This window comes from Dechloromonas sp. ZY10 (assembly GCF_041378895.1).
Taxonomy (GTDB): domain Bacteria; phylum Pseudomonadota; class Gammaproteobacteria; order Burkholderiales; family Rhodocyclaceae; genus Azonexus; species Azonexus aquae.
This window is the reverse complement of sequence record NZ_CP144212.1, coordinates 928,138-954,197: the sequence shown is the minus strand read 5'-3', so window position 1 is coordinate 954,197 and position 26,060 is coordinate 928,138. Positions and strand designations below refer to the sequence as shown.

Genomic DNA, 26,060 nt, shown 5'->3' with positions numbered 1-26,060 from the left:
CGACGCATGAACGACCTCCCCGCCCTGCTCGGCGGCACGCCGGTACGCAGCACCCCGTTTCCCGTCTATCGCACCATCGGCGCCGAGGAAAAACAGGCGGTGATGGAAGTGCTCGACAGCGGTGTCCTGTCGCAATTCCTCGGCGCCTGGTCGCCCGACTTCTTCGGCGGCCCGCGCGTGCGCGAACTGGAAGCCGACTGGTGCCAGCATTTTTCCGTCGCCCACGCGGTGTCGGTCAATTCGGCGACTTCCGGCCTCTACGCCGCTGTTGGCGCAGCCGGCGTCGGTCCGGGCGATGAGGTCATCGTCTCGCCCTACACCATGTCGGCCTCGGCCGCTGCGGCGCTGGTCTATGGCGCGGTGCCGGTGTTTGCCGACATCGACCCCGAAACCTACTGCCTGACCGCCGAGACGATCCGGGCGAAGCTCAGCGCACGGACCAAGGCCGTGATCGTGGTCGATATCTTCGGCCACCCGGCCGATTTCGCCCCGATCATGGAATTGGCCCACGAACACGGGTTGACCGTGATCGAAGACTGCGCCCAGGCGCCCGGCGCGCTCTATCACGGCAAAGCCGCCGGTACGCTGGCGCATATGGGGGTGTATAGCCTCAATTACCACAAGACCATCCACTGCGGCGAAGGTGGACTCGTGGTCACCGACGACCCGGCACTGGCCAAACGCCTGCAACTGATCCGCAACCATGGCGAAGCGGTGGTCAAGAACATGGGGTATCAAGGCGAGCTGACCAATCTGGTCGGGTTCAACTACCGGATGACCGAAATCGAAGCCGCGATTGCCCGCGAGCAGCTGAAAAAATTGCCGCAACTGGTGGCCCGGCGGCAGGAAAATGCCGCCTATCTGAATCGCGGCCTGCAGGGATTGCGCGGTCTGAGCCTGCCGCAAGTTGCACCCGGCTGCACCCATGGCTGGTATGTTTACCCGCTCAAGTACTCGGCCGCCGTTACCGGCGTCGCGCGCGCCACCTATCTCGCCGCACTGCGCGCGGAGGGTGTCGAGATCGCTGCCGGCTACGTCGAACCGCTTTACCTGCAGCCGCTCTACCAGCAGAAAATCGCCTACGGCAACGAGCACTTCCCGTTCTCGCTGCGCCCCGAGGTCAGCTACGCCCGTGGACTGTGCCCGGTCACCGAACGGATGCACTTCGACGAACTGCTGTACTCGCCGCTGATCCACGCCGACCTGGGCCAAGCCGAACTCGACCAGGTGATTGCCGCCTTCCACAAGATCGACCGCCACCTGGATGCCCTGCGGAGCGTCGCTGCATGAAGCCGCTGACCCTGCTTCAGGGCGAACGCCTGCGCCTGCGCCCGTTGAGCGAGGCCGATGGCGACGGCGACTACCCGGCCTGGCTCAACGACCAGGCGACCAACAGCGGCAATGCCCACGGCGTATTTCCCTACAGCCGCGAGGAGGCCCGGCGCTATATCGCTGCCAGCCACGGCCGCCAGGACGCGCTGATTCTTGCCATCGAACTGCTCGATGGTCGCCATATCGGCAATATTGCACTGCAGGCGATCCACCCGATTTACCGCCGCGCCGAATTTGCCATCCTGCTCGGCGACGCCGCTTGCCGGGGCCAGGGCTACGGCCTTGAAGCCGGGCGCCTGCTCTGCCGCCACGGCTTTCTCCGCCTCAACCTGCACCGCATCGAATGCGGCACCTTTGCCGGCAACACCGCCATGCAGCGCCTGGCCCTGGCGCTCGGGATGCGGGAAGAAGGACGCCGCCGCGAGGCTGCCTTCGTCGCCGGCCACTACCAAGACATCGTCGAATTCGGGATGACCCGGAACGATTTCGAGAACCAGACTGCTCCAGCCGAAAAGGCCCGTCATGACTGATCAAAATTCGCTGATTGCCTGGAAGACCCAGGCCTGGACCAACCCCGACATGGTCGCCTGGTACGCCATGCGGATGACCGACAGCAGCGGCACCAATCCGCTGAAAAACCGCGTCGAACGCCACATCGTGGACCGCTGTGTGGTCGGCCAGGACATCCTCGACGTCGGCATCGGCACCGGCCGGGGCTCGCTGCCGCTGGCGCGGCGTGGCTACCGGGTAACCGGCATCGACAGTTCGCAGGCCATGCTCGACGAAACCCGGCGCCAAGCCGCCGAAACCCCGATCGAACTGCGCCAGGGCGACGTTCGCGAACTGCCGGTCGCCGATGCAGCCTTCGATACCCTGATTTCGCTCAACGTGATGGTGCACTTCCCGCACTGGCAGCCGGTGCTGCAGGAATGGAAGCGGGTCGTCCGCCCCGGCGGCCGGATGTTGTTCGACATTCATTCGCTCGATCATCTGGAAGCGGCCCTGCCGGCCGAACAGGCCCGAGAGATTGCCGAAGCCGGCCTCAACGATGGTGCACACGGCGCCTATATGTCGCATATGCGGGTCAAAGACCTGGTGACCTGGTGCAGCCAAAACGGCTTGCGGATCCTCGCCATCATCCCGGTTGGCGGTTTTTTCGGCCCCCCGGCCTACAACCGCTGGATCAAGCCGCTGGAGGATCGCTTCGCCTGGAAACGCTTGCTTTCATGGCTTGGCCACGACAACCGCCTGCTCGACTTCGCGGTCTTTCTGGAAGAATCCTTCCCTGCTTTCCTGACCAGTCGCAGCACCTGCCGCTTTTTCGCCCTCCTCGAAAATACCGATGCGGCCGCTGAAAACACCGCGTGGCTGGAACAATACGCTCAGTTCAACGAGCGAATAGCTGCCTGCGGCAGCCAGCCGGAAGCCGCCCTGCCACACTTGCTCGACCCGGGTTGGCAACAGGCGCTCTGCCGTCATCTGGCCTGGCCGCGCAACCGCCAATTGCTGCACTTGCTGCTGACCGAGTTGTGCCGCAGTTTTCCGCAACTCAACTGGCGGGATTTGTTGCCTCCGGCCTTTGTCGATTTGTTCGATGACTGGCTGCTGCAAGAACAAATCGACGATGCCACGCTGGGCATGATCCGCACCTGGAGCACGGCTTCGGTAGCAGGAGAGTCGCTCACCCACAACGGCGTACCGCTCGCTCCCGGCCTCGAATACCACTTGATGGAAGCCCTGCTGACCCGCCATTTCGGCGTTTTCTCCGGTAACCGCACATGAAGAATCCCGCCATCCTTTGCCTGCTCTGGCCCCGTTTTGCCCGAGTCGTTGAGCCATTTCTGGCCCGAAATCCGGGCACCACGATCCTGACCCCCCGCTTCCAGGCCTCGCAGGAACTGGTTGATGCCGTTGCCCGGGGCAATGGGCAACTGGTCTTGATCGACGACTTGCTCACAGAAGCCGACGCCAACCTCTGCCGGGAACGTGCGCGCGCCATCGCCACGACCATCAGCGACCACCAGCAAACCCTGGGCTGGAGCGATTTTTCCGCCCGCTGGCAAATCGAGCCGCAAGCTCTGGCGGACGAAGTCACCCAAGTCGCCGAGCAAACCGTTCCGGCCCAGATTTCTCTGATCCAGATGCTCGACAAGGCGGCCGAAACCTATCAGGTCGGCCTGACCATCCTGAGCGAGGACTTGCTGGCACTGGGGAAAACCACGGCCTACTGGAGCCGGCTACGCAAGATCCCCAGCATCCATTTATTGCACGGCGTAGCGCTGGCACGCCCCTATACCGTCCACGACCAACTGATTTGCGACACGCTGGCGGTCTACGGCGAGCGCAGCGTCGAAAGCTATCTCGACGCCGGCATCGGCGGCGACCGCATCCGCATCACCGGCAACCCGGCCTGGGACGACTACGCAGAACGCATCCCCCGCCGCACCGAGGAAAAGGCCAGGCTGCACACTACCTACGGACTGGACCCGGAAGCGCCGATTGTCGTCTTCTCGCCAACCTGGGCACACAACCTCAGCGCCATTGCCGATGAACACGTCTTTGGCCGTTCACTCAAAGCGTTCATCGAAACCATCGGAGATTTGCAGGCGCAGGGGCTGAGTATCAACGCCATCATCAAGGATCGGCCAAGCAACTACGAATTCGGACGCCAGCGCTATGAGGAAATTTGCGCCGAACTGGGCGTGGACCGTAACAATTTCCTCTATCTCAAGGATGCGCCGGAACCCTGGGTACTAGCGGCCGACGTCCTGATCGGCGTCGATTCGAACATTCTGGTCGAAGCACTGCTCTGCGGCACACCGGCGATCAACCTGATGACCGACTGGGGCTTGCGCCTGGGCCCGAGTTTTGATGGCGATAGCGGGATTGTCGAAGTACCGGCAGAAGAACTCGGAAAAACCCTGCTCAAGCTGATTGCCGATCCGCTCTGGCGTGCAGACAAGATTCACCGGATGCATGCCGCTGCACCGCGTTACAACATCGGTATCGATGGCAAGGCCAGCCTGCGGGTTGCCGAACTGATGAGCGAACTGTTCCGCCAGCAAGTGGCGGAACAGCAAGGCTACGTCTGGCAGGACTGCCTCGACGTGCCCGATATCGATGCCACTGGCTACCATGGCGGGGCACGAGGCGATCTGGTGGACTTTTTTACCAACTCGCCGAAGATGCTGCTCGATATCGGCTGTGCCGCCGGCGGCACCGGTGCTGTCTTCAAGCAGAAATATCCGCAGGCCACGGCCTGGGGCTTTGAACTGAACCGTTCGGCCGCTGCCGTCGCCAGCCAGCGGCTGGACCGGGTATTCACCGGAAAGTTTGAGGAAACCGACCTGGCCGCAGCCGGCCTGGTCCCCGGCAGCGTCGACGCGGTCATCCTCGCCGACGTGCTTGAGCACATGTACAACCCGTGGAAGGTGATGGAAGCGCTGCGCCCGTGGCTATCGCCCACCGCCCAGATTGCCATCTCGATTCCCAACGTCCGCAACCTGGCGCTGATGGACGACCTGGCCAACGGTTATTTCCGCTACGAACGCCTGGGTCTGCTCGACATTACCCATATCCGCTTCTTTACCTACAAAGAGCTACAGCGTTTCTTCCACGAAACCGGCTACCACGTGGTCAAGAACGTGTTCGGCATCGACACCCGCCTGAGCGAACTGTTCCAGCGCTACAAGGACCGCTGCCCCTGCGATATTGATACCGGCAAGATGGTCATCAAGAATGTCAGCCAGGACGAACTGATGGAGATGTGCAGTCTGCAGTTCTTCATGCTGGTCGAACCTGGACGTGAGCAACTGGTCGGTTACGAACAGGCAGGGCAATTCCAGCAGGCGCCGGAGCACGTCTACGCCAACTTCCTCAACTCGCACCTGATCACCCGGCCGGAAGCCGAAATGTTCGAGCGCCGCCTGACCGAATGGGAAACCCGCCTGGGCCACCCGCCGCGAGTGCTGGTCACGGTCTATATCCATGCGGAATGGCTTGGTCTGCTGACGCCGACAATCAACTCCCTGGCCCAGCAGTATTACGATCATGTTGAGGTCTGCATTGTTTCGTCGGCGCCGATGCCGGCAGAACTGCAAGCCGGCGGACGCATCGCCTGGCATCAGAGCGGCGATGCGCCGCATGCCGCGCTCAACCAGGTAATTGCCGAACGCGAGTGTGATTGGGTCCTGATGCTGAATGGAGGCGACCAGATTGCACCGCACAGCCTGCTGCTATTGCTCGAGGCTGCCTACAGCAGCCCTCAAGCCCGTCTGATTTATGCGGACGAAGATCAGTACAGCACCCAATCCGGGAGCTATGAGCGCCCCTTCTTCAAGCCGGACTTCGATGCCGACTACTTGCGCTCGCTGCCCTGGATGGGTGACTGCTTCCTGATCGCCCGTGAAACTTTCCTGGCGCTCGGCGGCTATGCACCGGAATTTGCCGGGATGGCCGAATACCAGTTCCAGTTGCGCCTGCTGGAACACGGCGGAGCAGAGGCCTTTGCCCATGTTCAGGATGTTCTCTTCCACCGCATCGGAGAGCGCAGCACTGCTTTGCAACCCACCGAACAACTGGTTGCGCTGGGCCAGCAGGCGCTCGACCAGCATCTGGCCAGACAAGCTGCAACAGCGCGTAGCCGTGCCGGTACCTTGCCGGGCACCTATGCCGTTGATTACCCTGTCCCAGAGCAAGCCAGCGTCAGCATTGTTCTGGTCAGCCACAATCGGGCCGGCACTCTCGCCCGCACACTCGAGGCCCTGCTCGAACAAACCCGTTCGCTACCGCACGGACTGTCTTGCGAGATCGTGGTCATTGATGCCGCTTCGGATGACCCCGAAACCCTGGCCAGGCTGCAAGCAATGGATGGCAGCGATAACGACCGGCTACGGGTCTTTCCGGCTGACACCATCGAACACGGTTACACCCGCCTGCTCAATCTGGGGGCAGGCCAGGCCCGAGGAGACTTCCTGCTGTTTCTGGCTGCCGACTGCGTACCGCTCAGTCCAGACTGGCTGCCCCGCCTGCTCGCACAAGCCGCACGCCCCGGCATTGGCTGCGTTGGCGGCCGCCTGATCGACAAACAAGGGCAAATCGTCTCTGCCGGCCGCGTCCTCGGTCTGCTTGGCGATGCGGCCTCGCCCTGGCAGGGGCAAAAATTCGACCAGCCCGGCTATTTCGGCCGCCTGCACTGCACTCAGCAGCGCCAGGCCCTCTCGCTTGAATGCCTGCTGTTGCGGCGGGACGATTTCCTTGCGGCCGGCGGCTTCGACGAAGGCTTCCGCTACCTGTTTGCCGATGTTGATCTTTGCCTCAGACTACGCAGCCACGGCCTGACTCACCTGTGGACTCCGGACGTCACGCTACTGCACGAGAAGCTCGACCTGCTGATGCTCTCGGATATCCCCGACGACGAAAAACAGGGAGTTTACGAAGTCGACCGTGACTGCCTCTATGATCGCTGGCTGGACCAACTGAGTGCCGACCCCAGCTATAACCGCAACCTGTCGCTCTACGATCCTGACGGGGTGATCGAGGTCCGCTCCGAACTGACCAAGCTCAAGCTCACCTGGCGTCCGCTGCCCCGCATGCTGGCAATCCCGATGGACAACGCCGGTTGCGGCAATTACCGGATAGTCCAGCCATTCAATGCGGCACTTCAGGAAAAGCGACTTGACGGGTGGTGCCGCTTTGGCACCTTCCATCCGCTCGAAGTCGCCCGCATGGCCCCCGATGTACTGTATGTCCAGCGCCATGTTCTCGCCCAGTACCAGCATGCGCTAGCCAACTACCGGCGTCACTTCCCGCAAACCAAGATCATTTTCGAACTGGACGACCTGATGTGGGCCGTTCCGGAGAAAAGCATCCACCGCAAGGATCTGCCCAACAATCTGAAGGAACGCGCGGCGCAATCGCTGGCACTGTGCGATCGCCTGATTGTGACCACCGAACCCCTGGCCGAGATGATGCGTGACTTTGCTCCCGATATCCGGGTCATCCCGAACACCATCGACCTGTCAGTCTGGGGCAAACTGCGCGCCCAGCGCCTGAACACCCCCAAACCTCGAGTCGGCTGGGCAGGAGGCAGCAGCCACACAGGGGATCTGGAAATCCTGCTGCCGGTGATCGAGGCACTCAAGGATGAAGTCGATTGGGTGTTTTTTGGCATGCACCCAGCGGGTGCCCGAGAAATGATCGCCGAATACCACGGCGGCGTCACTTTCGTCGAGTACGCTCCCAAGCTTGCCACGCTGAACCTCGACCTCGCCCTTGCTCCGCTGGAAGACAACCTGTTCAACGAATGCAAGAGCAATCTTCGCCTGCTTGAATACGGAATTCTTGGCTACCCGGTGATTGCCAGCGACTTGACCCCCTATCGCTGCGACTTGCCGGTAACACTGGTAGAAAACCGCAGCGAGGCCTGGATTTCGGCGATTCGCGAGGCCATTGCCGACCGTGGCCGCCTGGCACAGGCTGGAGACAAGCTGCGCGCAGCGATTCTTCGCGACTGGACCCTGGAAAGCCAGGCCGAAGCCTGGCACGACGCCTGGTTCAATTTCGCCAACTGACTCTACCCCCAAGGCTGAATGACAGCCCCCGATACTGCCAAACACCTTTGTGTGTAAGGCAGTATCGGCCTCGACCACGATTTTCACGGTCAACACGCCGAATCCCCGTTTTTTCCATGGCAATTTATGCCGAATCCGAGCACGGCAATTCTTGCCGCAATCTTCGGCAAATCGGGATTTAAGCTTGCCGGAACAGCATCTTGCGAAGATCTGAGCAAGCCTGCGCTCCGCCCCTGCCCGGCTGAACCAGCCTCGGAGCACAAAAATACAGCAACCCCACAACACCTGGCACCGCTTTTGCTTATATAGCGACAGCAAAGCACTTGCTGCCGAGCAAGCATAAACCCATACCCGGCCCCGAGCCGGAAATACAGGATTGAGGAGTTACGCCATGCAAGTCATCAACACCAATATCCCGTCGCTCAATTCGCAACGGCACCTTAGCCAGACTGGCGCCTCGCTGAGTTCTGCGCTGCAACGCCTGAGTTCAGGCCTGCGCATCAACTCCGCCAAGGACGACGCTGCCGGCCTTGCCATTTCTGAGCGGATGACCGGACAGATTCGCGGCCAGGATCAGGCTCGCCGTAACGCCAACGACGGCGTTTCGCTGGCCCAGACGGCCGAAGGCGCACTGAACCAGATGAGCAGCATTCTGCAGCGCATCCGTGAGCTGTCGGTACAATCGGTCAATGCCTCGAATACCTCCTCGGACCGCCAAGCCCTGAACGCGGAAGTTTCTCAGCTAGTGTCCGAGCTGGATCGTTTTTCGATGACCGCTGAATTCAACGGCATGAAGCTGTTTGACGGCACTTTCGGTAGCGCGGTCTATCAGGTCGGCGCCAACGCCAACCAGACGATTACCTCGACAACCTCGAACTACCGGACAACGCAATACGGCACCTACCAGCTCGCCAACGCCGGCGCTACCGGCAAAACTTACGCCACCTCAGGCCAGTCGGCCACCGGCACCAGCGCCGGCGTCGGCAACCTCTCCGGGGTCGTCGTATCAGGCAGCAGCGGCGCCAACTCCAAGCTTCTGGTCAACGGTGCCGGCGGCTCGGCAACCATTGCCGTCACCAGCGGCAGTTCGGCTAAAGACATCGCAACTGCGGTCAATGCAGTCAGCTTCACTGGTGTCAAGGCAACCGCCACCACCAATGCCACGCTGCAGCTGTCAGGCACCGCCGGCTCATCCGCCACCAATTTTGTCTTCAACCTGACCGGAACCAACTCTTCACAGGTACAAGTCAGCTTCACTTATGGCGGCAACACCGCGGCCGGCCTCAGTGCCGCCGTCACTGCCTTCAATGATGTCTCGTCCAAGACCGGCATCACCGCAAAACTGAATTCGACGGCAGACGGAATCGAACTGACTGCCTCGGACGGCAGCACGATTTTCTTGGACAACCAAAGCACGACAAGCTCCGGCTCGATGACCATTTCCGGCACGGCCAACTCGGGTGCTGGCACCTTCGCCTCCAGCATCACTGGCGGCATGGCGACGGCAATTGGCGGCCAACTGGTCTTTGATTCCGATAAGTCGTACAACATCGGCACCTCGGGCGCCAACCTGGTTTCCGGTGCGGCAGGCGCACAAATCACCTCCGGAACCTCGCAGATCGGTTCCCTGCAAGCCGTTGCGCTACTCGACATCAGCACAGCCGACGGCGCCACGGCAGCCATCCGGATTGCCGACTCGGCGATTCAGTCGATCAACAATCAGCGCGCCATTTTCGGTGCCCTGCAGAGCCGGTTCGAAAATACGATTGCCAACCTGCAAACCTCTTCGGAAAACCTGTCTGCCGCGCGCAGTCGAATTCGTGACGCCGATTTTGCCGCTGAAACCGCAGCCCTGTCGCGCGCCCAGATCCTGCAACAGGCCGGCACCGCAATGCTGGCTCAGGCAAATCAGATTCCGCAAAACGTACTTAGCCTGCTCAAGTAATTTCGCACAGGCGCAAACACTCCAATCCTTTAACCCGGCCAATTGGCCGGGCTTTTTTTTGCGTGGCTGCCGGCAAGCAAATTAACCGAAAAAATTTCCCAAAAGCCTAAAGTATTTTACGCCCAAGCCGTTGATGCTCCTGAGAGCGTGAGATTGTCCCGCTTCGCATGCTGATCAAATCATTTCAAGGAGTACATCATGCAAGTTATCAACACCAACGTCGCATCGCTGAATGCGCAACGCAACCTGACCAATAGCGGTAACGGCTTGGCAGTTTCCCTGCAACGTCTCTCCTCCGGCATGCGTATCAACTCTGCCAAGGACGACGCAGCCGGCTTGGCCATTTCTGAACGGATGACCGGCCAGATTCGCGGCCTGGATCAAGCCCGCCGCAACTCCAATGACGGTATTTCCCTGGCCCAGACCGCTGAAGGCGCGCTGAACCAGATGGGTAGCATCGTCCAGCGCATTCGCGAACTGTCCGTCCAGTCCGCCAACGCCACCAACAGCTCTTCCGACCGCCAGGCACTGAACGCCGAAGTCAGCCAGCTGGTTTCCGAACTCGACCGCTTCGCCCAAACCACCGAATTCAACGGCCAGGCGCTGTTCAACGGCACCTTCGGCTCCGCCACCTTCCAGGTCGGCGCCAATGCCAACCAGACCATCACCACCAGCAACAACAACTACCGCACCACCCAATACGGCACGTTCCAGGTTTCGAACGCCAACGCGAACGGCGTCACCTATGCCACCTCTGGCCAGTCGGCAACCGGCACCAGCGCCGGCGTCGGCAACATTTCCGGCACGGTCGCATCGGGCTCCTCCAGCGCATTCTCCAAGGTGATTGTGAACGGCGCAGGCGGCTCGGCCACCATTGGCGTGAGCAGCGGTTCGTCGGCCAAGGATATTGCCACTGCTGTCAATGCCGTCGGCTTCACCGGCGTCAAGGCTACCGCCACCACCAACGCCACCCTGCAGTTGTCCGGCACGACTGGCTCAAGCGCTACCAACTTCACCTTCAACCTGACCGGCACCAACTCGTCGCAGGTTCAGGTCAGCTTCACCTACGGCGGCAACACCGCCGCCGGCCTCAGCGCTGCCGTGACCGCCTTTAACGACGTTTCGTCCAAGACCGGCATCACCGCCAAGCTCAACTCTACCGCCGACGGTATTGAACTGACCGCCGCAGACGGCAGCACGATCTTCCTGGACAACCAGAGCAGCGCCAGTTCCGGATCCGTAACCGTCTCCGGTACCGCCAACTCCGGCGGGGGCACCTTCGCCTCCAGCATTACCGGCGGCATGGCAGTCGGTATCGGCGGCCAGCTCTCCTTCGATTCCGACAAGTCCTACAACGTCGGTACTTCTGGTGCAACCTTGGCCTCCGGTGCGATTGGCGCCCAGGTAACCTCGGGCAGCGCCCTGATCGGCTCCCTGCAATCGGTTGCCACCCTGGACATCTCGACCGTTGAAGGCGCCACCCGCGCACTGCGTATCGCCGACTCGGCAATCCAGTCGATCAACAGCCAGCGAGCCGTGTATGGCGCACTGCAGAGCCGCTTCGAAAATACCGTAGCCAATCTGCAAACTGCATCGGAAAACCTGGCATCCGCCCGTAGCCGCATTCGCGACACCGATTTTGCAGCCGAAACCGCGTCCCTCACCCGTTCGCAGATTCTGCAACAAGCAGGTACCGCAATGCTGGCACAGGCCAACCAACTCCCGCAAGGCGTGCTCTCCCTGCTCCGCGGCTAATGACGCAGTAATTCCGGACAAAAATCCGGAAAAAGGCGGAAGGGCAAGCCCTTCCGCCTCTGCACATCAATCCCCGGAAAGGAATGGACATGAACATCACCCAACCCGGTTCCGTGACCACCAGCAGCCAAGCCGCAACAGTGGCTTCACGCACCTCAACGCCCAATCCCCCAAAGGATTTACCTGTCGCACTGCAAAATGCGACGCGGGCCTCCTTGGCCGCATCGCAAGAGTTAAGCACTCGGCAAGAAACCGAAAAGAAACTCGACGAAAACGAAGCCAAGACGCTAACCGAAGCCGCCAACAGTGAACTTGCCAACTTGACCACTGCCCTCGCCTTCAGCGTAGATCGGGACATCAACCGTTTCATTGTCAGGCTGGTCGACACCAGTTCCCAGGAAACGCTGCGCCAGTACCCGGCCGAAGAAATGATCGAAGTATTCAAAGCACTCAAGCGCGTCAATGAACTGATGACACCGGAGCAAGCCCAGGGCACCCGGGGTCTAGGCAGCGACCTGAGCAGTGGCGTACTATTCAGAGGCAAGGCTTAGCACAGGTCTGGTTCTTGCTTAAACCAAGAATCTGCATCATGTAGCAAGGAGTATTTATCATGTCAGGCATTTCATCCCCTGGTATTGGCTCCAATCTGGACGTCAACGGCATCGTCAGCAAATTGATGACGATCGAGCAGCAGCCACTCAACCGCCTGACCCGCCTGGAGGCCAGCGCACAAGCCCGGCTGTCCGCATACGGCATGATCAAGGGCGCAATATCATCGTTTCAGGGAACGATGGCCGGCCTCGCCTCGGCATCGAAATACACCTCGCTCAGCGCCTCGTCGTCCGATAGTGCCGTGATGACCGCCAGCGCCTCCTCGATCGCTACTCCGGGCACCTACTCCCTGGAAGTAACCAAGATCGCCAAGGAACAGAAACTGCGCTCGGACGTGCTGTCCACCACCTCGATCAACGACGCCATCGGCACCGGCACGCTGACCATTCAGCTGGGCACTTACAGCGGTGGCGTTTTCACTGCCAATAGCGACAAGGCAGCAACGTCGATCACGATCGATAGTTCCAAACAAACCATCGGCGGCATTCGCGATGCGATCAACGCCGCCAATGCCGGCGTCACCGCAACGATCATCAACGATGGCACGGGCTTTCGCCTATCCCTGACCTCAAACAGTACTGGCGCATCGAACAGTCTCAAGGTATCAGTCAGCGGAGACAGCGGCGGCACCGATACCGACAATACCGGCCTGTCAAAAATTGCCTACGACCCGGCAGCCGCTGCCGGCAGCGGCAAAAACCTGACCGAAAGCCAGGCAGCGCAGGATGCACAGTTGACCGTGGACGGAATTGCAGTCACCAAACCCAGCAACACTCTGACAGACGTCATTCAGGGGGTGACGCTCAACCTGCTCAAGGAATCAACGGTCGGCACCCCAATCAAGGTTTCGGTCAGCCGCTCCAATAGCGCACTCACCAGTGCCGCCCAGGATTTTGTGAAAGCCTACAATGAAATCGCCGGGACCATTGCGGAACTCACCAAATACACCCCAAAGACAGCCAGCTCCTCGGCTCAGGCCGGAGTGCTCATGGGCGAGGCCGCACCGCGCAGCATCCTTTCCCAGTTGCGCAACGGCCTGACCCAGTCCGTTGCCATGCTCGACGGAAAGAAAATGACCCTCTCTGATCTGGGGATCGCCTTCCAGAAAGACGGGACAATGGCGGTCGACACTGCCAAGCTGAACAAAGTCGCCGAAGCAAACCCGGAACTGGTTGCTGGGTTTTTCGCGACTGCCGGCAGGGCATCAGACAGCGGCGTCAAGTACATCAGCGCCGGTAGCAGCACTTCGGTTGGCACCTACAATCTTTCGGTTAGCCAAATGGCCACCAAGGGTAGCCTAGTAGCCAGCGGTGCCGCCAACCTGACCATCACCGATGCCAACAAGACACTGACCGTCAGCCTTGACGGGGCTTCCGCAACCGTTACGCTGGGCACCGGCACCTACACTGCAGCATCCCTGGCCGCTGAAGTCCAGTCCAGAATCAACGGTACCAGCGCATTTAAGCAATCCGGTCTGGCTATTGGTGTCACAGAATCAGCCGGCGTCCTGACCTTCACTTCGGCCAGTTACGGCAGCAGTTCCAAAGTCTCGATCGGCGGGGCTGGCGCAGCAGATTTGCTGGGCGGCACAGGTACCGAAACCGCAGGCATCAACGTTGCCGGAACCATCAATGGCAACAATGCCACAGGCTCGGGGCAAACCCTGACTGGCGAAAATGGAATCAAGCTTTCGGTCATTGCCGGCTCCACCGGCGACCGCGGCAATGTCTACTTCACCAGAGGCTTTGGGGCGATCATGGAAGAGGTCGCCAAATCCCTCACCAATACCAAGACCGGCGGCCTAGCTGGTGCTACAGGTGGCATCGACAGCGAATTGAAAGATATTGCCAGCCGCCGGGAAGTCATGAACCGGCGCCTGGCGGACACAGAGAAACGCTTGCGTGCACAGTACACATCCCTCGACGTAATGATTGGCAAGATGTCTACCACTAGCTCCTATCTTTCCCAACAATTAGCCGCACTGGCTCGCTCAAACGGTTAAAATTCCCGCGCGGATAACAGTCACTCCAAGACACAGACTGCCCCCAATCGGATAGCTTCAAGGAATAGCCATGTTCAGCCAGGCACGCGGAGTCAATCAGTACCAACAAGTCGAGATCGAAACCTCGGTCAGCAGCGCATCCCCCCATAGCCTAATTTTGTTGCTCATGGAGGGCTCACTGGTCGCAATCAATATTGCAAAAGCCCGAATGACGGAGGGTGACATCCCAGGAAAGGGCGAAGCCATCTCCAAAGCGATCGCCCTGATTGATGAAGGGTTGCGCACCAGCCTCGACCTGGATGCCGGTGGCGAGATAGCTCAGAACCTCGACGCCCTTTACGAATACATGTGCCACCAATTGCTGATGGCCAACATGAAAAACACCCCGGACAGGCTGGATGAGGTTATTAGGTTAATGAGCGAAATCCGCGATGCCTGGAAAGCCATTGGCGAACAGCCCAGCGCCAGTGAATTCCAGCCCACCGCCCCCAATCTCAGCCAACAGCCGGAAGCAGTTCCGCGCAGCTACGGTGCTGCATGACCTCCAATCTCTCTGCCGGCGGCAGCATCGAATTGAACAGACTGGTCGATACCAGCCGCCGCCTTGAGCATTTACTAGCCATTCAGGCATGGGACGACATCGTCGAATTAGCCCCGGAAATCGGGCAGCTCTGCGAGATGCTTAATCGAATCGAATTGTCTAGCCGCCCCGAATTGCTGCAGCAAGCAGACACTTTTATCGTCCTTGAACAAAAAATTCGCCCGCTCCTCCAAGAGCGACTGGCCGATCTCCGACACGAGTTGTCCAGCCAGCAAAACACCAGCCGACTGAATAATATTTACTCGCCTTGATCCGGTTCAAGCAAACGAGACTCCGTTTCTGAGTACCAACTTACCGGGAGGATAGCCACACATGCTGCCCGACCTGCTTACCCCAAGGCTACGCCCGGGGCTGGACACCAGCATCCCGGCAACCACACCAGTAAAAAACATTGCCGATGCCCTGGCTGACTTCAGCCCAGGGCAGAAAATCATGGCCGAAATCCAGGCCATGCTACCCAATGGAGCGTATCGCGCACTGGTCGGACAACGTGAACTGACGCTAGCCCTGCCGTTCTCGGCCAAGGCTGGCGATACCCTGGAACTGGAAGTTCAAGAAAATGACGGTCAACTGGTGCTGGCAGTCATCCGCGACAAAGGCACCGGCGATGGCCAAGCCACGCCACGCCACGACTCAGCCTCGACCACTCTCAGCAGCACCGGCCGCCTGATCGGCGATCTGCTTGGCGAAGTCACCCGCGACAGCAAGCGCCCCCCTCCGATCACCTTGAATGGCAACCAGCCCCTGATCACCGCCGGGCCAATTGATGCCGAAGCACTCGCTGCTTCACTCAAGCAGGCACTAGGGCAAAGCGGAATGTTTTACGAAGCACATCAGGCAAAGTGGGTGCACGGAACGCTCCCGGAAGCCCACTTGCGTCAGGAGCCACAGGGCAAACTCCCCCCCCAGGCAAGCAATGCGGAAGAAGCCTTTGCCCCGCCACCGGCCAGTGGCAAAGACAACCTCCCTCCACCCGCATCGGCAGCAAGCCCTCCTGTATTTGCAGGTGGCGAGATACACCGCGATGCGGTTCCCTTGGTTCAGCACCAGTTGGATGCACTGGCGACCCAGCAATTCGTCTGGCAAGGGCAAGCCTGGCCAGGACAACCGATGCACTGGGAAATCGCCGAAGAGGAGAACCCAAACCGCAACCAGGATAACGACGATAGCAACCGCTGGAGAACCAGACTGCAACTTAAGTTGCCACAACTCGGCGGTATTGATGCCACCCTGCAATTATTGCCGGGTGGTGAAATTCGTATCCGCATGCGAGCGGACTCAGAACAGGGGGAACAAGCCCTGCGCGAAGCCAGCGGAAAACTACAGCAACAATACGAGGATGCCGGCCTAACCTTGAGCCAGTTGCAAATTGACCATGAACTCCCCGAAACCCTCCCCGTTACGTGAAGCAGTAGCACTCGCCTATGGCCAGACCGATCCGGCGCCGCGTGTAGTTGCCAGGGGCAAAGGGGTAATCGCCGAACAGATCATCGCCAAGGCGAAAGAACACGGGGTTTACGTGCATGAATCAGTAGAGTTGGTAGCCCTGCTTACACAGGTAGATATTGACGAGCACATCCCAGCACAACTCTACATGGCAGTCGCCGAGTTGCTCGCCTGGCTCTACCAACTGGAACAAGGCGGGGCAAAAAAAAACGCTACGGAGTAAACGTAGCGTTTTTTTGCCAGAAGAACCAGCAAGCCGAGCACGAGCCTTAGACCTGGATGTTCATCACATCCTGATAGGCGGAAACCAGCTTATTACGGACCTGTACCATCTCCTGGAAGGAAACACTGGCAGTTTGCAAGGCAATCATTACCTCATGCAGGTTTTGCGAGGAGTCGCCGGCGGCAAGTTTTTCCGCCATCTGGGTCGCCTGCTGCTGTGTCTGATTGACCTTGTCGATGGACGACTGCAACACCTGCGCAAAATCAGGCCCGCCGGATACCGGCTGAACCTCGGTCGCTGGCTTGCCTGAAGCCTGTGCTGCGGTAGTACGCAGCACATTCAACATTTGTTCGATACCTTTCGTGTCCATCTTCAACTCCTTTGACCCGTACTAAAAAGCAACAATTGGGCCAACTCAATCCTGCCAATAACCCTCTTCGCGATACTGCTGCAACTTGTAACGCAAGGTTCTTTCCGAAATACCAAGACGCTCAACTGCCAAGCGGCGGGAGCCGCCCACCTCGGACAGCGTGCGCAGGATGTGTTCACGCTCCAAGTCCTTCATATTATCGACCTTTTTCGGCATTTCATGAGAACTATCGCCGCTGTCCAAGTCACCGCGAATCGACGAATCAAGCTCACCTGCTTTGGCAACGCTTCCCCCCGGAAGTTTCAGATCCTTGGCTTGGATGTCCGTACCTGCCGCTAGAATCAAAGCACGCTGGACAACGTTTTCCAGTTCGCGGACATTGCCCGGCCAATCGTAATCCCGCAGCGCATCTTCCGCAGCAGCGGAAAAGCGTACGCCGCTGCGACCGAAACGCTGTCCGTGCTCCAGCAGGAAATGCCGGGCCAGCGGTAACACATCTTGCGGCCGCTCACGTAACGAAGGAATATCGACCGGGAATACGTTGAGCCGGTAAAACAGGTCCTCACGGAATACGCCTTTAGCAACCGCTTCAGCCATATTCCGGTTGGACGTTGCCACAACCCGAATATTGAGCGCCACCGGTTTCTTGCCCCCCACCCGCTCGACCTCACGCTCCTGCAGCACCCGCAACAGCTTGGCCTGCAGTCCCATCGGCATCTCGGTCACCTCATCTAGCAACAGCGTTCCATCCTGAGCCTGCTCGAATTTGCCCGCCTGAGCTTGCTGAGCGCCGGTAAACGCCCCCTTCTCATAGCCAAACAGGGTTGCCTCAAGCAGACTATCGGGGATCGCGGCGCAATTGATGGCCACAAAAGGACCATCGGCACGAGCAGAATGCCGGTGAATGTAGCGCGCCACCACCTCCTTGCCGACACCCGATTCGCCGGTGAGCAACACCGTAGCATCCGTCTGCGCAACCCGCCTGGCCATGGCAAACATTTCCTGCGTTGCCGGGTCATTGGCAACCGGACCGGCTTCGCCCGACTCCGGCTGCAACTCATATTTTCCGATGTGAGCCAGCAAGGCCCCTGGCTCAAAAGGCTTAAGCAAAAAATCGCAGGCGCCCGAGCGCATTGCATCGACCGCCTTTTCCACCTCTGCGTAGGCAGTCATCAGAACGACCGGCAAGTGCGGCAACCTGGCGCGGATTTCCTTGAGCAGGGTGATACCGTCCATCGGCATCATCCGCACATCGCTCACTACAATCGAAAAAGCCTGCTCCGCCAGCACCTTGAGCGCCTGTTCGCCACCATCGACAGCGACATAGGGACGCCCGGCCAGCTCCAGCGTATCGCCAATCGCTTCGCGCAACCCCGGGTCGTCCTCGACCACCAGCACAGGCAAATTATGTTCCGACATGTTCTACCATTCCCTGCTCAGCCGGCATCGCCGGCAAAGTCATTACAAACTCGGCTCCTTGACCGGGCTCCGAAACCGCTTCAATCAATCCGCCGTGGGCACGGGCCACACCAAGCGCAATCGCCAATCCCAACCCGGTACCCTGGCCCTTGGTCGTAAAAAATGGCTCAAAGATACGCTGCAAGGTTTCCTTGCCAATTCCCGGCCCATCATCCTTGACCGACCAGGCCAGCACATCGCCAACTTGAGTTGCCGTCAGGGTCACTCGCCCTCCCTGCGGTACGATGGCCTGCATCGCATTCTCCAGCAAACTGACCAAGGCCCCCAGCAAGGCTTTGCGGCTCCCTACCAAAACTGTTCCATTGCTGCGGTCGACCGTGGAAAACACGATATTTTGCTGTCGCATCAGCGGCTCGACAGTCTGGGCAGCCTCCAGCAATAAGTCCGGCGCCGGAATCAGGTCGCGCCCGATACTCTCGCCCCGGGCAAACAGCAGGACATCTTGAATCAGGCGCTCAAGGCGGCGCAATTGAGTCCCAGCTTTGTCAGAAAAACGCGCGCGCGCCTCATCGGGAATACCCGGCTGCGCAAGATTGGAAGTATAGAGCAAGGCGGTTGCCAATGGCGTTCGCAGCTGATGCGCCAGCGAGGCGGCCATTTCCCCCATCGCGGCCAGACGCTGGCTGCGCTCCAACTCCGCTTTCATCTGATGAGCCGCAGTGACATCATGGACTAGCAAAATCTTGCCACCAGTCGAAGGCAGCATGCTTTCGGCAATTGATACCCGCCGCCCTTTTAAAATCCACTCGCCGACCGTCACTGTCGGCTCGAGGAAAGTGCTCACCACGTCCCCCCAATGGCTGCCCACCACCCCGGCCCCGAACATTGCTGCCGCTGCCGGGTTCAGCGCCGACACGACAGCACCGTATTCCAGCAGGACAACCCCGGCCGGCAAGGCATCCAGCAAGGAGGACAAACGTTCGGACAAAGCCTCCTTCTCACGATACTGGCGTCGCAATTCGCCATTGGCCACAGCCAACTCCTCGGTCAGCGAACTGACCTTGGCCTGAAGGGCGTCGTAGGCATGCGTCAGTTCCTGCGAAACCTGGTTAAAAACCGCAAACGCCTTTTGCAATTCCAGCGTCCGCGCGTCGGGTTCGCTGGCAGGCATCGCAGCCTGAAGGGCAGAGGAAGAATCAGACATTGAAAAGAAGGGGAGCGAATTCAGCGCGGGTAATAGTAGAATATTTCTAGGAAAATTTCGCTTCCTGTTTGATTCTTCAATTTTTTCGCCTTAGAAACCTTCGCCAACGAGCCCGATGGACGCAGCAACAGAGACCACCGCAGACGCCCCGCCGGAGCAAAACCAGCTCCAGCGCCTGCGTGAAGCCTTCAACCGGCTCGGCAACCAGCAAAAAATCATGCTGATGGTGGCACTTGCCGCCATCATCGCCTTGATCATCGGTACCATCCTGTGGAGCCGACAGCCCGAATGGAAGGTTCTTTTTTCCAACCTGGGAGAGAAAGATGGCGGAGCGATCGTTGCCATCCTCGAACAGCAGAATATTCCCCATCGTTACGCCGATAACGGCTCCCTGATGATCCACGCCAACCGAGTGCATGAAGTTCGCCTCAAACTGGCGTCGCAGGGCCTACCCAGAGGCGGGATGGTCGGCTTTGAACTGATGGAAAACCAGAAATTCGGGACCAGCCAGTTCGCCGAACAGGTGAATTACCAGCGCGGACTGGAAGGTGAACTGGCCCGGACCATCCAGTCGATCGCCGCAGTGCAAAACGCCCGCGTCCATCTCGCCATGCCCAAACCCTCGGTTTTTGTCCGCGAAGATCAGAAGCCGACTGCGTCGATCATGCTTAACCTGCATCCAGGCCGCAGCCTCGATCAGACACAGATTGCCGGCATCAAGCATCTCGTCGCCTCGAGCGTTCCCCAACTCACTGCAGCCAATGTAACCATCATCGACCAGAACGGAACTCTGAACCAGCAAGTCAAGAGCAAGCTTATGGAAGCTGGCCTCGACCCGGTGCAGATTCAGTATGTCAGAGAGGTCGAAGACGGGATCGTCAAGCGGATTGAAGAGATTCTCAAGCCAGTATTCGGAACCGACAACTTCAAGGTGCAGGTTGCTGCAGACCTCGACTTTTCACAAAACGAGCAGACCGCAGAAATTTACCGCCCGAACAGCGCCCCAGAGGCGAGTTCAATCCGCAGCCAACAAAACAATGAAACTGCTGGCGTGAACTCCTTTACCGGCGGCGTGCCAGGCGCCTTGACCAACCAGCCCCCGGTCCCCGCCACCGCACCAATCACTCAACCCCAAGTTGGTGGCGCACCAGCACAAACCCAGGCCAAACCTGGTGACCCGCAGGGGCGGATTGAAGTCGCCGGAATCAACGCCCCCCTCAATACTGTCGGCCAGCCTCTTAACGCCAGCAAGACTGCAACCATCAACTATGAGGTGGACAAAACCATTCGCCATACCAAGCACGCGATTGGTTCGATCCGCCGACTGACCACTGCAGTTGTCGTCAATCATCGCAAGGACAGCGACAAAAACGGCAAGCCACTGACGCGCCCACTCAACGAAAACGAAATCAAACAAGTCAGCGACCTGGTCCGTGAAGCCATGGGTTTCAGCCGCGAGCGGGGCGATAGCCTGTCGGTGGTCAGCGCACCGTTTACCGAGAGCGACAAGGCCGATGCCTCTCCTCCGCTATGGAAAGACCCGGAAAATATTGCCTACCTGCGTGAATTGCTCAAGTATCTGCTCATCGCAGCCATCATCTTTGCCCTCTACGCCAAGGTGATCAAGCCTTCGCTTGACACAATGTTCCCGCCCCCCCCGGAACCCGAAGAAAGTGCCTCGCCGGAGGAAATTGCCGCGCGTATGCCGGGCGTCGAAGGCTACGATGGAGAGGACGACGAAGAAGGGACGGAAGTCCGGATCGACCATTATGCAATCAAGGTGCAAAAGGCGCGTGACTTCGCTCACGCCGACCCCAAGGCGGTAGCAAATATCATCAAGGACTGGATGGGCGTAAATGGCGGCTAGCAATAATCCGGATGAGGGCCTGGAAAAAAGCGCAACCTTGCTGATTGCACTGGGAGAGGAAGGTGCGGCAGAAGTGCTGAAAAACCTCGGCCCACGAGAAGTGCAAAAACTTGGCCACGCAATGGCTACGCTGAAGTCGGTACCCAGGGCAAAAATTGAAGCCGTTCTCGACGAATTTCACCAGATTGCCGAAGAACAGTCTGCAGTGCACGTGGATACCGACAGCTACATTCGCTCGGTTCTGACCAAGGCGCTGGGTGATGACAAAGCGTCGAACCTTATTTCGCGCATCCTTAACAGCAGCGAAACCTCAGGCATCGATAGCCTGAAGTGGATGGACGCCTCCACCGTTGCCGACCTGATCAAGAACGAACACCCACAGATTATTGCCACGATCCTGGTACATCTGGAACACGACCATGCCAGCGAAATTCTGGCCCAGTTCACCGAGCGACTACGCAATGATGTCGTATTGCGAATAGCCACTCTGGAAGGCATCCAACCGGTCGCGCTACGCGAGCTCAACGAGGCGATGACCCGGATCATGGCTGGTTCAACCAATATCAAGCGGGCCGCAATGGGCGGGGTTCGCACGGTGGCGGAAATTCTCAACTTCATCGGCACCGCAAATGAAACCTCGGTCATTGATGCTATCCGCGAATACGACCCCGATCTTGCGCAGAAAATCATTGATGAAATGTTCGTCTTTGAGAACCTGATGGATATCGACGATCGCTCGATCCAGCTCATCCTGCGCGAAATCCAGTCTGACTCGCTGATTCTTGCGCTCAAGGGTGCATCCCCCGAATTGCGGGAAAAGGTATTCAAAAACATGTCGCAGAGGGCGGCAGAAATGCTGCGCGAAGACCTGGAATCACGCGGCCCGGTTCGAGTTTCCGAAGTCGAAGCCGAACAGAAGGAAATTCTCAAGGTGGTTCGCCGCCTGGCCGACGAAGGGCAAATCGTTCTCGGCGGCGCCGGTGGCGAGCAAATGCTGTAATTCGAACCGTGATTATCCCGAAGGAAAAACTGACCTCATTTGAACGCTGGCAAATTGCCTCGTTCGACAAGCCTGCCGAGCCACCACCTCAGGCCGCCCCCCTGCCGGAAGCAAGCGAAGCCCCGGCGGCCGAGCCAGAGCCCCTGCCTCTTGCCCCCGAGGAAGAATCCCTTCCGCCACCATCGCTTCCCAGCGCGGAAGAGATTCAACAACTTTACGAAGAAACCCGTGCCGCAGCGCATGGTCAAGGCTATAGCGAAGGCTACGCAGCTGGCCACGCCGAAGGATTAGCTGCAGCCCAGGCAGAACAACAAGCTGTAGCAAGTGCGATGGGCGAGCAGTTGACCGCCTTGGTCAGGAACCTGCAACAAGCAATTGGTACACTGGAACAAGATGTCGCCGATCAATTACTGGATACGGCTCTAGCTATTGCAACCGAGGTTTTGCGGGGGAGCATTGCGGTTCACAAGGAGGCGCTCCTGCCCCTGATCCGTGAAGCCATCGCCAGCCTGCCAGGCCACCACAGTCATCTGCAAGTCCATATCCACCCCGAGGATGCACTGGTCTTGCGACCGCTGATTGAAGAGCAATTGGCACAAACCGGCGGACAGTTAATCGAAAATAGCGAGATTTCACCCGGCGGCTGCCGGGTGACTGCCGGCGCCGGCGAAATTGATGCCAGCATCGAAACCCGCTGGCGCCGCGTACTCGAGGCGATTGGCGCGGAACCTCAGGCATGGCTGACGAATTGACCCTGCCAGCCCATACGCAGCGCTGGTGCAATTTTCTGCGCAGTTGTAGCGAAGCAGCCGGAACCGCCCACCCTCTCTGGCCGGTTGGTCGCCTGACCCGGATCAACGGCCTGGTAATGGAAGCCGCCGGGCTAAAACTGCCACTGGGCAGTGCCTGCCTGGTCTATCCGCTCGGCGGACACCCGGTCGAAGCCGAAGTAGTCGGTTTTGCCGGGGAAAAACTATTCCTGATGCCGTCGGACGAAGTCTACGGGCTGGCTCCGGGTTCGAAGGTAGTCGCTTACGACAGCCCTGCCCCCCCTCCCTTGCTCGACAGCCCCACCGGGTTGCGCCGCAGAGCGATTGATCGAGCCAAGCAAGTTCCCGTTGGAGATGAACTACTGGGCCGCGTGGTCGACGGTGTTGGACGTCCGCTCGACAACAAAGGACCGCTGCACACCGAGCACGCCCGTTCATTGCAGGCACGCCCGATCAATCCGATGACCCGGGCACCGATCGAACAGCCGCTCGATGTCGGCATCCGGGCGATCAACGGCTTGCTGACCGTCGGACGTGGTCAGCGGATGGGCCTCTTTGCCGGATCCGGGGTCGGTAAATCGGTACTACTGGGGATGATGGCACGCTACACCGAAGCGGAAATCATCGTCGTCGGACTGATCGGTGAGCGCGGCCGGGAAGTCAAGGAGTTCATTGAACACATTCTCGGCGAAGAAGGCATCCGCCGCTCAGTTGTTGTCGCCGCCCCTGCCGACACCGGGCCACTGATGCGCCTGCAAGGAGCTGCCTACGCCACCACCATTGCCGAATACTTTCGCGATCAGGGCAGACAAGTACTACTGATCATGGACTCCTTGACTCGCTACGCGATGGCGCAGCGTGAAATTGCCTTGGCAATTGGCGAACCTCCGGCCACCCGCGGCTACCCCCCCTCGGTTTTTGCCAAGTTGCCGGCCTTGGTTGAGCGCACCGGCAATGGCCCCGAGGGCGGCGGATCAATTACGGCCTTTTACACCGTTCTGGCAGAAGGCGACGACCAGCAGGATCCGATTGCCGACTCGGCCCGCGCCATCCTCGACGGTCACATTGTCCTGTCGCGAACCCTGGCGGATTCGGGGCATTACCCGGCAATTGACATAGAACAGTCGATCAGTCGGGCGATGGTTAATCTGATCAGCCCGACACATCTTGATCTGATCCGAAAATTTAAGGTGATGTTCTCGCGTTACCAGCGATCCCGCGACCTGATCTCGGTCGGCGCCTACGCCCCAGGCTCAGACCCGGTCCTGGATCAAGCGATTGGTTTATATCCCCGGATGGAAGGCTTCCTTCAGCAAAAACTGACCGAACAGTCGGCCTTTCAAGCCACCCTGGCTGACCTGCAAGCCTTGTTCTAAACACAAAAATGTCAAAAGAATTCACCCTGCAACCGTTGCTCGACATCATGCAGGAACGTAGCGATGAAGCAACCCGCCGCCTCGGCCAATTGATTGCCGCCGAGCAAAACCAGAAAAGCCGGCTACAACTCCTTGAAAACTACCGGGCCGAATACGCCCAGAAAATGCATGACGCGGTACAAATTGGGATCAGCCCTCAAGTATTGAACAACTACCGCGACTTTCTCGGCCGGATTGACGAAGCCATCGAGCAGCAAAGGCAGGCCGTGGCCAGATCGGAAAGCGACACCCGAACCGGCCAGGAAAATTGGCGCCAGCAGAATCGCCAGCTGAAGGCACTGGATACACTGGCCCAACGACATGAGGCCCGCGAGCGCCATGCTGAAGGCAAGCGAGATCAAAAGACACAGGACGAATTTTCGTCCCGAAAGTACGCCAGACAAGAGAAAGACTAAATCCCCTGTCCAACTAGAACAGGCCGCTGACCACCGGGAGGAACCTCCGGGCATAAAATCTGCTTAACCACAGCAGCTTGATTTCAATCCGAGGTTGCCATGAGCCTGAGCGTCATTTCCTCCCCACTTGCAGCGATTGCCCCCCCCCTGCCGGGAGGTACAGGCACTGCCGGCAATACCGGCACCGGTGTCGACTTCTCTGCCTTGCTCTTTAGCCAAATGGGGATACTATCGGGAGTAGCGACTGAAAGCGGCCGAGAAACCGGCAAAGAGACAGCCACATCTGAAGAGGAAACAGAAACCGGCAGCGATGCCCTGGCACTCTTTCTCGGCAACCTGCCGCCTCAGCCACCGGTTGCCCCGCCGCCTCAACAGGCCGCGTCTCAACAGGCAGGGTTGGTTACCGAGGAGAAAATACTTGCTGCTCGAAGCGGGAGTACTGCAGCGCAGCTACCTGTTGAACTGAGTGGCAGCAACGCTGCAACGACCGAGACAGATGCAAATACGGCAAATATTGCCGCCAGCAACAGCTTCAGCGATCTTCTGACTCCAAAAGGCGAAAGCAATCAACTGGCGAGCCATGCTGCAGCCCAGTTACAAGCAGCACAATCCGGCAAGCCAGAGGCTGCGGCAACACACCAGGCAAGCATCCAGACACCGGTCAGCCAGCCAGGCTGGGGCCATGAGTTTGGTGAGAAGCTGGTCTGGATGGCCAAAAATGATCAGCAATCTGCACAGATCAATATCAACCCTCCGCAACTAGGCCCCATTCAGATCCACCTTAGCCTGAATGGTGACCAGGCAACCGCCAGCTTCGCTTCACCATTTGGCGAGGTACGCCAAGCCATCGAGAGCGCCTTGCCGCAACTGAAAGAAATGCTGGCCTCATCAGGAATTGACCTCGGACAGGCCAATGTTGGCGCCAATCTTGCGCAACAGCAGCGTGAAGCCCAGCAACAGCAGGCAAAGACAAGACGGGACAGCGACGAAAACGCTATACTTCCCGCCACTAGCGACCATGCCAGCAGCGGAACCATTGCCCTCGGGGCGACAGGCCGCGGACCGGGCAAGGTCGACCTCTTTGCCTGACCCACGATAGACCACGAAAGGT

At 59.2% G+C, this 26,060-nt stretch carries 21 protein-coding genes; 18 read left to right on the top strand and 3 right to left on the bottom strand.

What is annotated here, in order from left to right:
• Nucleotides 1–6: 6 nt before the first annotated feature.
• From VX159_RS04350 to VX159_RS04295, 12 genes are all read left to right on the top strand, one after another.
• Complete coding sequence (locus VX159_RS04350) at nucleotides 7–1,290, top strand: DegT/DnrJ/EryC1/StrS family aminotransferase (RefSeq protein WP_371324768.1); 1,284 nt, start codon at nucleotides 7–9, stop codon at nucleotides 1,288–1,290.
• On the top strand, nucleotides 1,287–1,862 hold the full coding sequence (locus VX159_RS04345; protein ID WP_371324767.1) for a GNAT family N-acetyltransferase: 576 nt from the start codon (nucleotides 1,287–1,289) through the stop codon (nucleotides 1,860–1,862). Before VX159_RS04350 ends, VX159_RS04345 begins: the two co-directional genes overlap by 4 nt.
• Entirely contained in the window at nucleotides 1,855–3,114 is a 1,260-nt protein-coding gene (locus VX159_RS04340; protein ID WP_371324766.1) for a class I SAM-dependent methyltransferase, read from the top strand. The genes VX159_RS04345 and VX159_RS04340 overlap by 8 nt, the downstream gene beginning before the upstream one ends.
• Entirely contained in the window at nucleotides 3,111–7,904 is a 4,794-nt protein-coding gene (locus VX159_RS04335; RefSeq protein ID WP_371324765.1) for a glycosyltransferase, read from the top strand. The genes VX159_RS04340 and VX159_RS04335 overlap by 4 nt, the downstream gene beginning before the upstream one ends.
• Before the next feature lie 391 nt (nucleotides 7,905–8,295).
• The gene (locus tag VX159_RS04330; RefSeq protein WP_371324764.1) at nucleotides 8,296–9,849 is read left to right on the top strand and encodes a flagellin; all 1,554 of its coding nucleotides are present in this window, start codon (nucleotides 8,296–8,298) and stop codon (nucleotides 9,847–9,849) included.
• A gap of 198 nt (nucleotides 9,850–10,047) precedes the next feature.
• On the top strand, nucleotides 10,048–11,604 hold the full coding sequence (locus tag VX159_RS04325; protein WP_371324763.1) for a flagellin: 1,557 nt from the start codon (nucleotides 10,048–10,050) through the stop codon (nucleotides 11,602–11,604).
• 89 nt (nucleotides 11,605–11,693) lie between these two features.
• Complete coding sequence (locus VX159_RS04320) at nucleotides 11,694–12,155, top strand: flagellar protein FlaG (RefSeq protein WP_371324762.1); 462 nt, start codon at nucleotides 11,694–11,696, stop codon at nucleotides 12,153–12,155.
• A 59-nt stretch (nucleotides 12,156–12,214) separates the two neighbouring features.
• Nucleotides 12,215–14,218 carry a flagellar filament capping protein FliD gene (gene fliD, locus VX159_RS04315; protein WP_371324761.1) on the top strand — a complete coding sequence of 668 codons (2,004 nt, stop codon included), beginning with the start codon at nucleotides 12,215–12,217 and terminating at the stop codon, nucleotides 14,216–14,218.
• A 70-nt stretch (nucleotides 14,219–14,288) separates the two neighbouring features.
• Nucleotides 14,289–14,759 carry a flagellar export chaperone FliS gene (gene fliS, locus VX159_RS04310; RefSeq protein WP_371324760.1) on the top strand — a complete coding sequence of 157 codons (471 nt, stop codon included), beginning with the start codon at nucleotides 14,289–14,291 and terminating at the stop codon, nucleotides 14,757–14,759.
• Nucleotides 14,756–15,070 carry a flagellar protein FliT gene (locus tag VX159_RS04305; protein WP_371324759.1) on the top strand — a complete coding sequence of 105 codons (315 nt, stop codon included), beginning with the start codon at nucleotides 14,756–14,758 and terminating at the stop codon, nucleotides 15,068–15,070. The genes fliS and VX159_RS04305 overlap by 4 nt, the downstream gene beginning before the upstream one ends.
• 61 nt (nucleotides 15,071–15,131) lie before the next feature.
• Nucleotides 15,132–16,226, top strand: a complete 1,095-nt coding sequence (locus VX159_RS04300; RefSeq protein WP_371324758.1) for a flagellar hook-length control protein FliK — start codon at nucleotides 15,132–15,134, stop codon at nucleotides 16,224–16,226.
• Complete coding sequence (locus tag VX159_RS04295; protein ID WP_371324757.1) at nucleotides 16,195–16,488, top strand: EscU/YscU/HrcU family type III secretion system export apparatus switch protein; 294 nt, start codon at nucleotides 16,195–16,197, stop codon at nucleotides 16,486–16,488. Before VX159_RS04300 ends, VX159_RS04295 begins: the two co-directional genes overlap by 32 nt.
• Before the next feature lie 46 nt (nucleotides 16,489–16,534).
• On the opposite strand, the gene fliE is transcribed toward VX159_RS04295, so the two are convergent.
• From fliE to VX159_RS04280, 3 genes are read right to left on the bottom strand one after another with little or no spacing between them, the layout of a single operon-like run.
• Entirely contained in the window at nucleotides 16,535–16,858 is a 324-nt protein-coding gene (gene fliE / locus VX159_RS04290) for a flagellar hook-basal body complex protein FliE (RefSeq protein WP_371324756.1), read from the bottom strand.
• 45 nt (nucleotides 16,859–16,903) lie between these two features.
• Nucleotides 16,904–18,277, bottom strand: coding sequence for a sigma-54-dependent transcriptional regulator (locus VX159_RS04285; RefSeq protein WP_371324755.1), 1,374 nt, complete (start codon nucleotides 18,275–18,277; stop codon nucleotides 16,904–16,906).
• Nucleotides 18,264–19,448, bottom strand: coding sequence for a PAS domain-containing sensor histidine kinase (locus tag VX159_RS04280; protein ID WP_371324754.1), 1,185 nt, complete (start codon nucleotides 19,446–19,448; stop codon nucleotides 18,264–18,266). Before VX159_RS04280 ends, VX159_RS04285 begins: the two co-directional genes overlap by 14 nt.
• A gap of 148 nt (nucleotides 19,449–19,596) precedes the next feature.
• Here VX159_RS04280 and fliF point away from each other — a divergent pair, with 148 nt between their 5' ends.
• The 6 genes from fliF to VX159_RS04250 all read left to right on the top strand — a co-directional run bounded on the left by fliF (nucleotide 19,597) and on the right by VX159_RS04250 (nucleotide 26,038).
• The gene (gene fliF / locus VX159_RS04275; RefSeq protein ID WP_371324753.1) at nucleotides 19,597–21,348 is read left to right on the top strand and encodes a flagellar basal-body MS-ring/collar protein FliF; all 1,752 of its coding nucleotides are present in this window, start codon (nucleotides 19,597–19,599) and stop codon (nucleotides 21,346–21,348) included.
• Entirely contained in the window at nucleotides 21,338–22,348 is a 1,011-nt protein-coding gene (gene fliG, locus VX159_RS04270; RefSeq protein ID WP_371324752.1) for a flagellar motor switch protein FliG, read from the top strand. Before fliF ends, fliG begins: the two co-directional genes overlap by 11 nt.
• Nucleotides 22,349–22,356: 8 nt before the next feature.
• Nucleotides 22,357–23,100 (top strand): flagellar assembly protein FliH, encoded by a 744-nt coding sequence (locus tag VX159_RS04265; protein WP_371324751.1) that lies wholly within the window; start codon nucleotides 22,357–22,359, stop codon nucleotides 23,098–23,100.
• Nucleotides 23,085–24,494: a flagellar protein export ATPase FliI gene (gene fliI, locus VX159_RS04260; RefSeq protein ID WP_371324750.1), complete on the top strand. Its 1,410-nt coding sequence runs from the start codon at nucleotides 23,085–23,087 to the stop codon at nucleotides 24,492–24,494. Before VX159_RS04265 ends, fliI begins: the two co-directional genes overlap by 16 nt.
• A gap of 8 nt (nucleotides 24,495–24,502) precedes the next feature.
• Nucleotides 24,503–24,949, top strand: a complete 447-nt coding sequence (gene fliJ, locus VX159_RS04255; RefSeq protein WP_371324749.1) for a flagellar export protein FliJ — start codon at nucleotides 24,503–24,505, stop codon at nucleotides 24,947–24,949.
• A gap of 99 nt (nucleotides 24,950–25,048) precedes the next feature.
• A complete protein-coding gene (locus VX159_RS04250; RefSeq protein WP_371324748.1) occupies nucleotides 25,049–26,038 on the top strand; it encodes a flagellar hook-length control protein FliK in 990 nt (329 codons plus the stop codon).
• Nucleotides 26,039–26,060 lie beyond the last annotated feature (22 nt).

Bases quoted from the DNA above. Each gene is read 5' to 3' on its own strand.
- VX159_RS04350 (WP_371324768.1), top strand. From the start codon at position 7: ATGAACGACCTCCCCGCCCTGCTCGGCGGCACGCCGGTACGCAGCACC.
- VX159_RS04280 (WP_371324754.1), bottom strand. From the start codon at position 19,448: ATGCCTGCCAGCGAACCCGACGCGCGGACGCTGGAATTGCAAAAGGCG.
- fliJ (WP_371324749.1), top strand. From the start codon at position 24,503: ATGTCAAAAGAATTCACCCTGCAACCGTTGCTCGACATCATGCAGGAA.
- fliF (WP_371324753.1), top strand. From the start codon at position 19,597: ATGGACGCAGCAACAGAGACCACCGCAGACGCCCCGCCGGAGCAAAAC.
- VX159_RS04340 (WP_371324766.1), top strand. From the start codon at position 1,855: ATGACTGATCAAAATTCGCTGATTGCCTGGAAGACCCAGGCCTGGACC.
- VX159_RS04300 (WP_371324758.1), top strand. From the start codon at position 15,132: ATGCTGCCCGACCTGCTTACCCCAAGGCTACGCCCGGGGCTGGACACC.
- VX159_RS04325 (WP_371324763.1), top strand. From the start codon at position 10,048: ATGCAAGTTATCAACACCAACGTCGCATCGCTGAATGCGCAACGCAAC.
- VX159_RS04335 (WP_371324765.1), top strand. From the start codon at position 3,111: ATGAAGAATCCCGCCATCCTTTGCCTGCTCTGGCCCCGTTTTGCCCGA.
- fliI (WP_371324750.1), top strand. From the start codon at position 23,085: ATGGCTGACGAATTGACCCTGCCAGCCCATACGCAGCGCTGGTGCAAT.
- VX159_RS04250 (WP_371324748.1), top strand. From the start codon at position 25,049: ATGAGCCTGAGCGTCATTTCCTCCCCACTTGCAGCGATTGCCCCCCCC.
- VX159_RS04320 (WP_371324762.1), top strand. From the start codon at position 11,694: ATGAACATCACCCAACCCGGTTCCGTGACCACCAGCAGCCAAGCCGCA.
- VX159_RS04285 (WP_371324755.1), bottom strand. From the start codon at position 18,277: ATGTCGGAACATAATTTGCCTGTGCTGGTGGTCGAGGACGACCCGGGG.
- VX159_RS04330 (WP_371324764.1), top strand. From the start codon at position 8,296: ATGCAAGTCATCAACACCAATATCCCGTCGCTCAATTCGCAACGGCAC.
- fliD (WP_371324761.1), top strand. From the start codon at position 12,215: ATGTCAGGCATTTCATCCCCTGGTATTGGCTCCAATCTGGACGTCAAC.
- VX159_RS04345 (WP_371324767.1), top strand. From the start codon at position 1,287: ATGAAGCCGCTGACCCTGCTTCAGGGCGAACGCCTGCGCCTGCGCCCG.
- VX159_RS04295 (WP_371324757.1), top strand. From the start codon at position 16,195: ATGAACTCCCCGAAACCCTCCCCGTTACGTGAAGCAGTAGCACTCGCC.
- fliE (WP_371324756.1), bottom strand. From the start codon at position 16,858: ATGGACACGAAAGGTATCGAACAAATGTTGAATGTGCTGCGTACTACC.
- VX159_RS04305 (WP_371324759.1), top strand. From the start codon at position 14,756: ATGACCTCCAATCTCTCTGCCGGCGGCAGCATCGAATTGAACAGACTG.
- fliG (WP_371324752.1), top strand. From the start codon at position 21,338: ATGGCGGCTAGCAATAATCCGGATGAGGGCCTGGAAAAAAGCGCAACC.
- fliS (WP_371324760.1), top strand. From the start codon at position 14,289: ATGTTCAGCCAGGCACGCGGAGTCAATCAGTACCAACAAGTCGAGATC.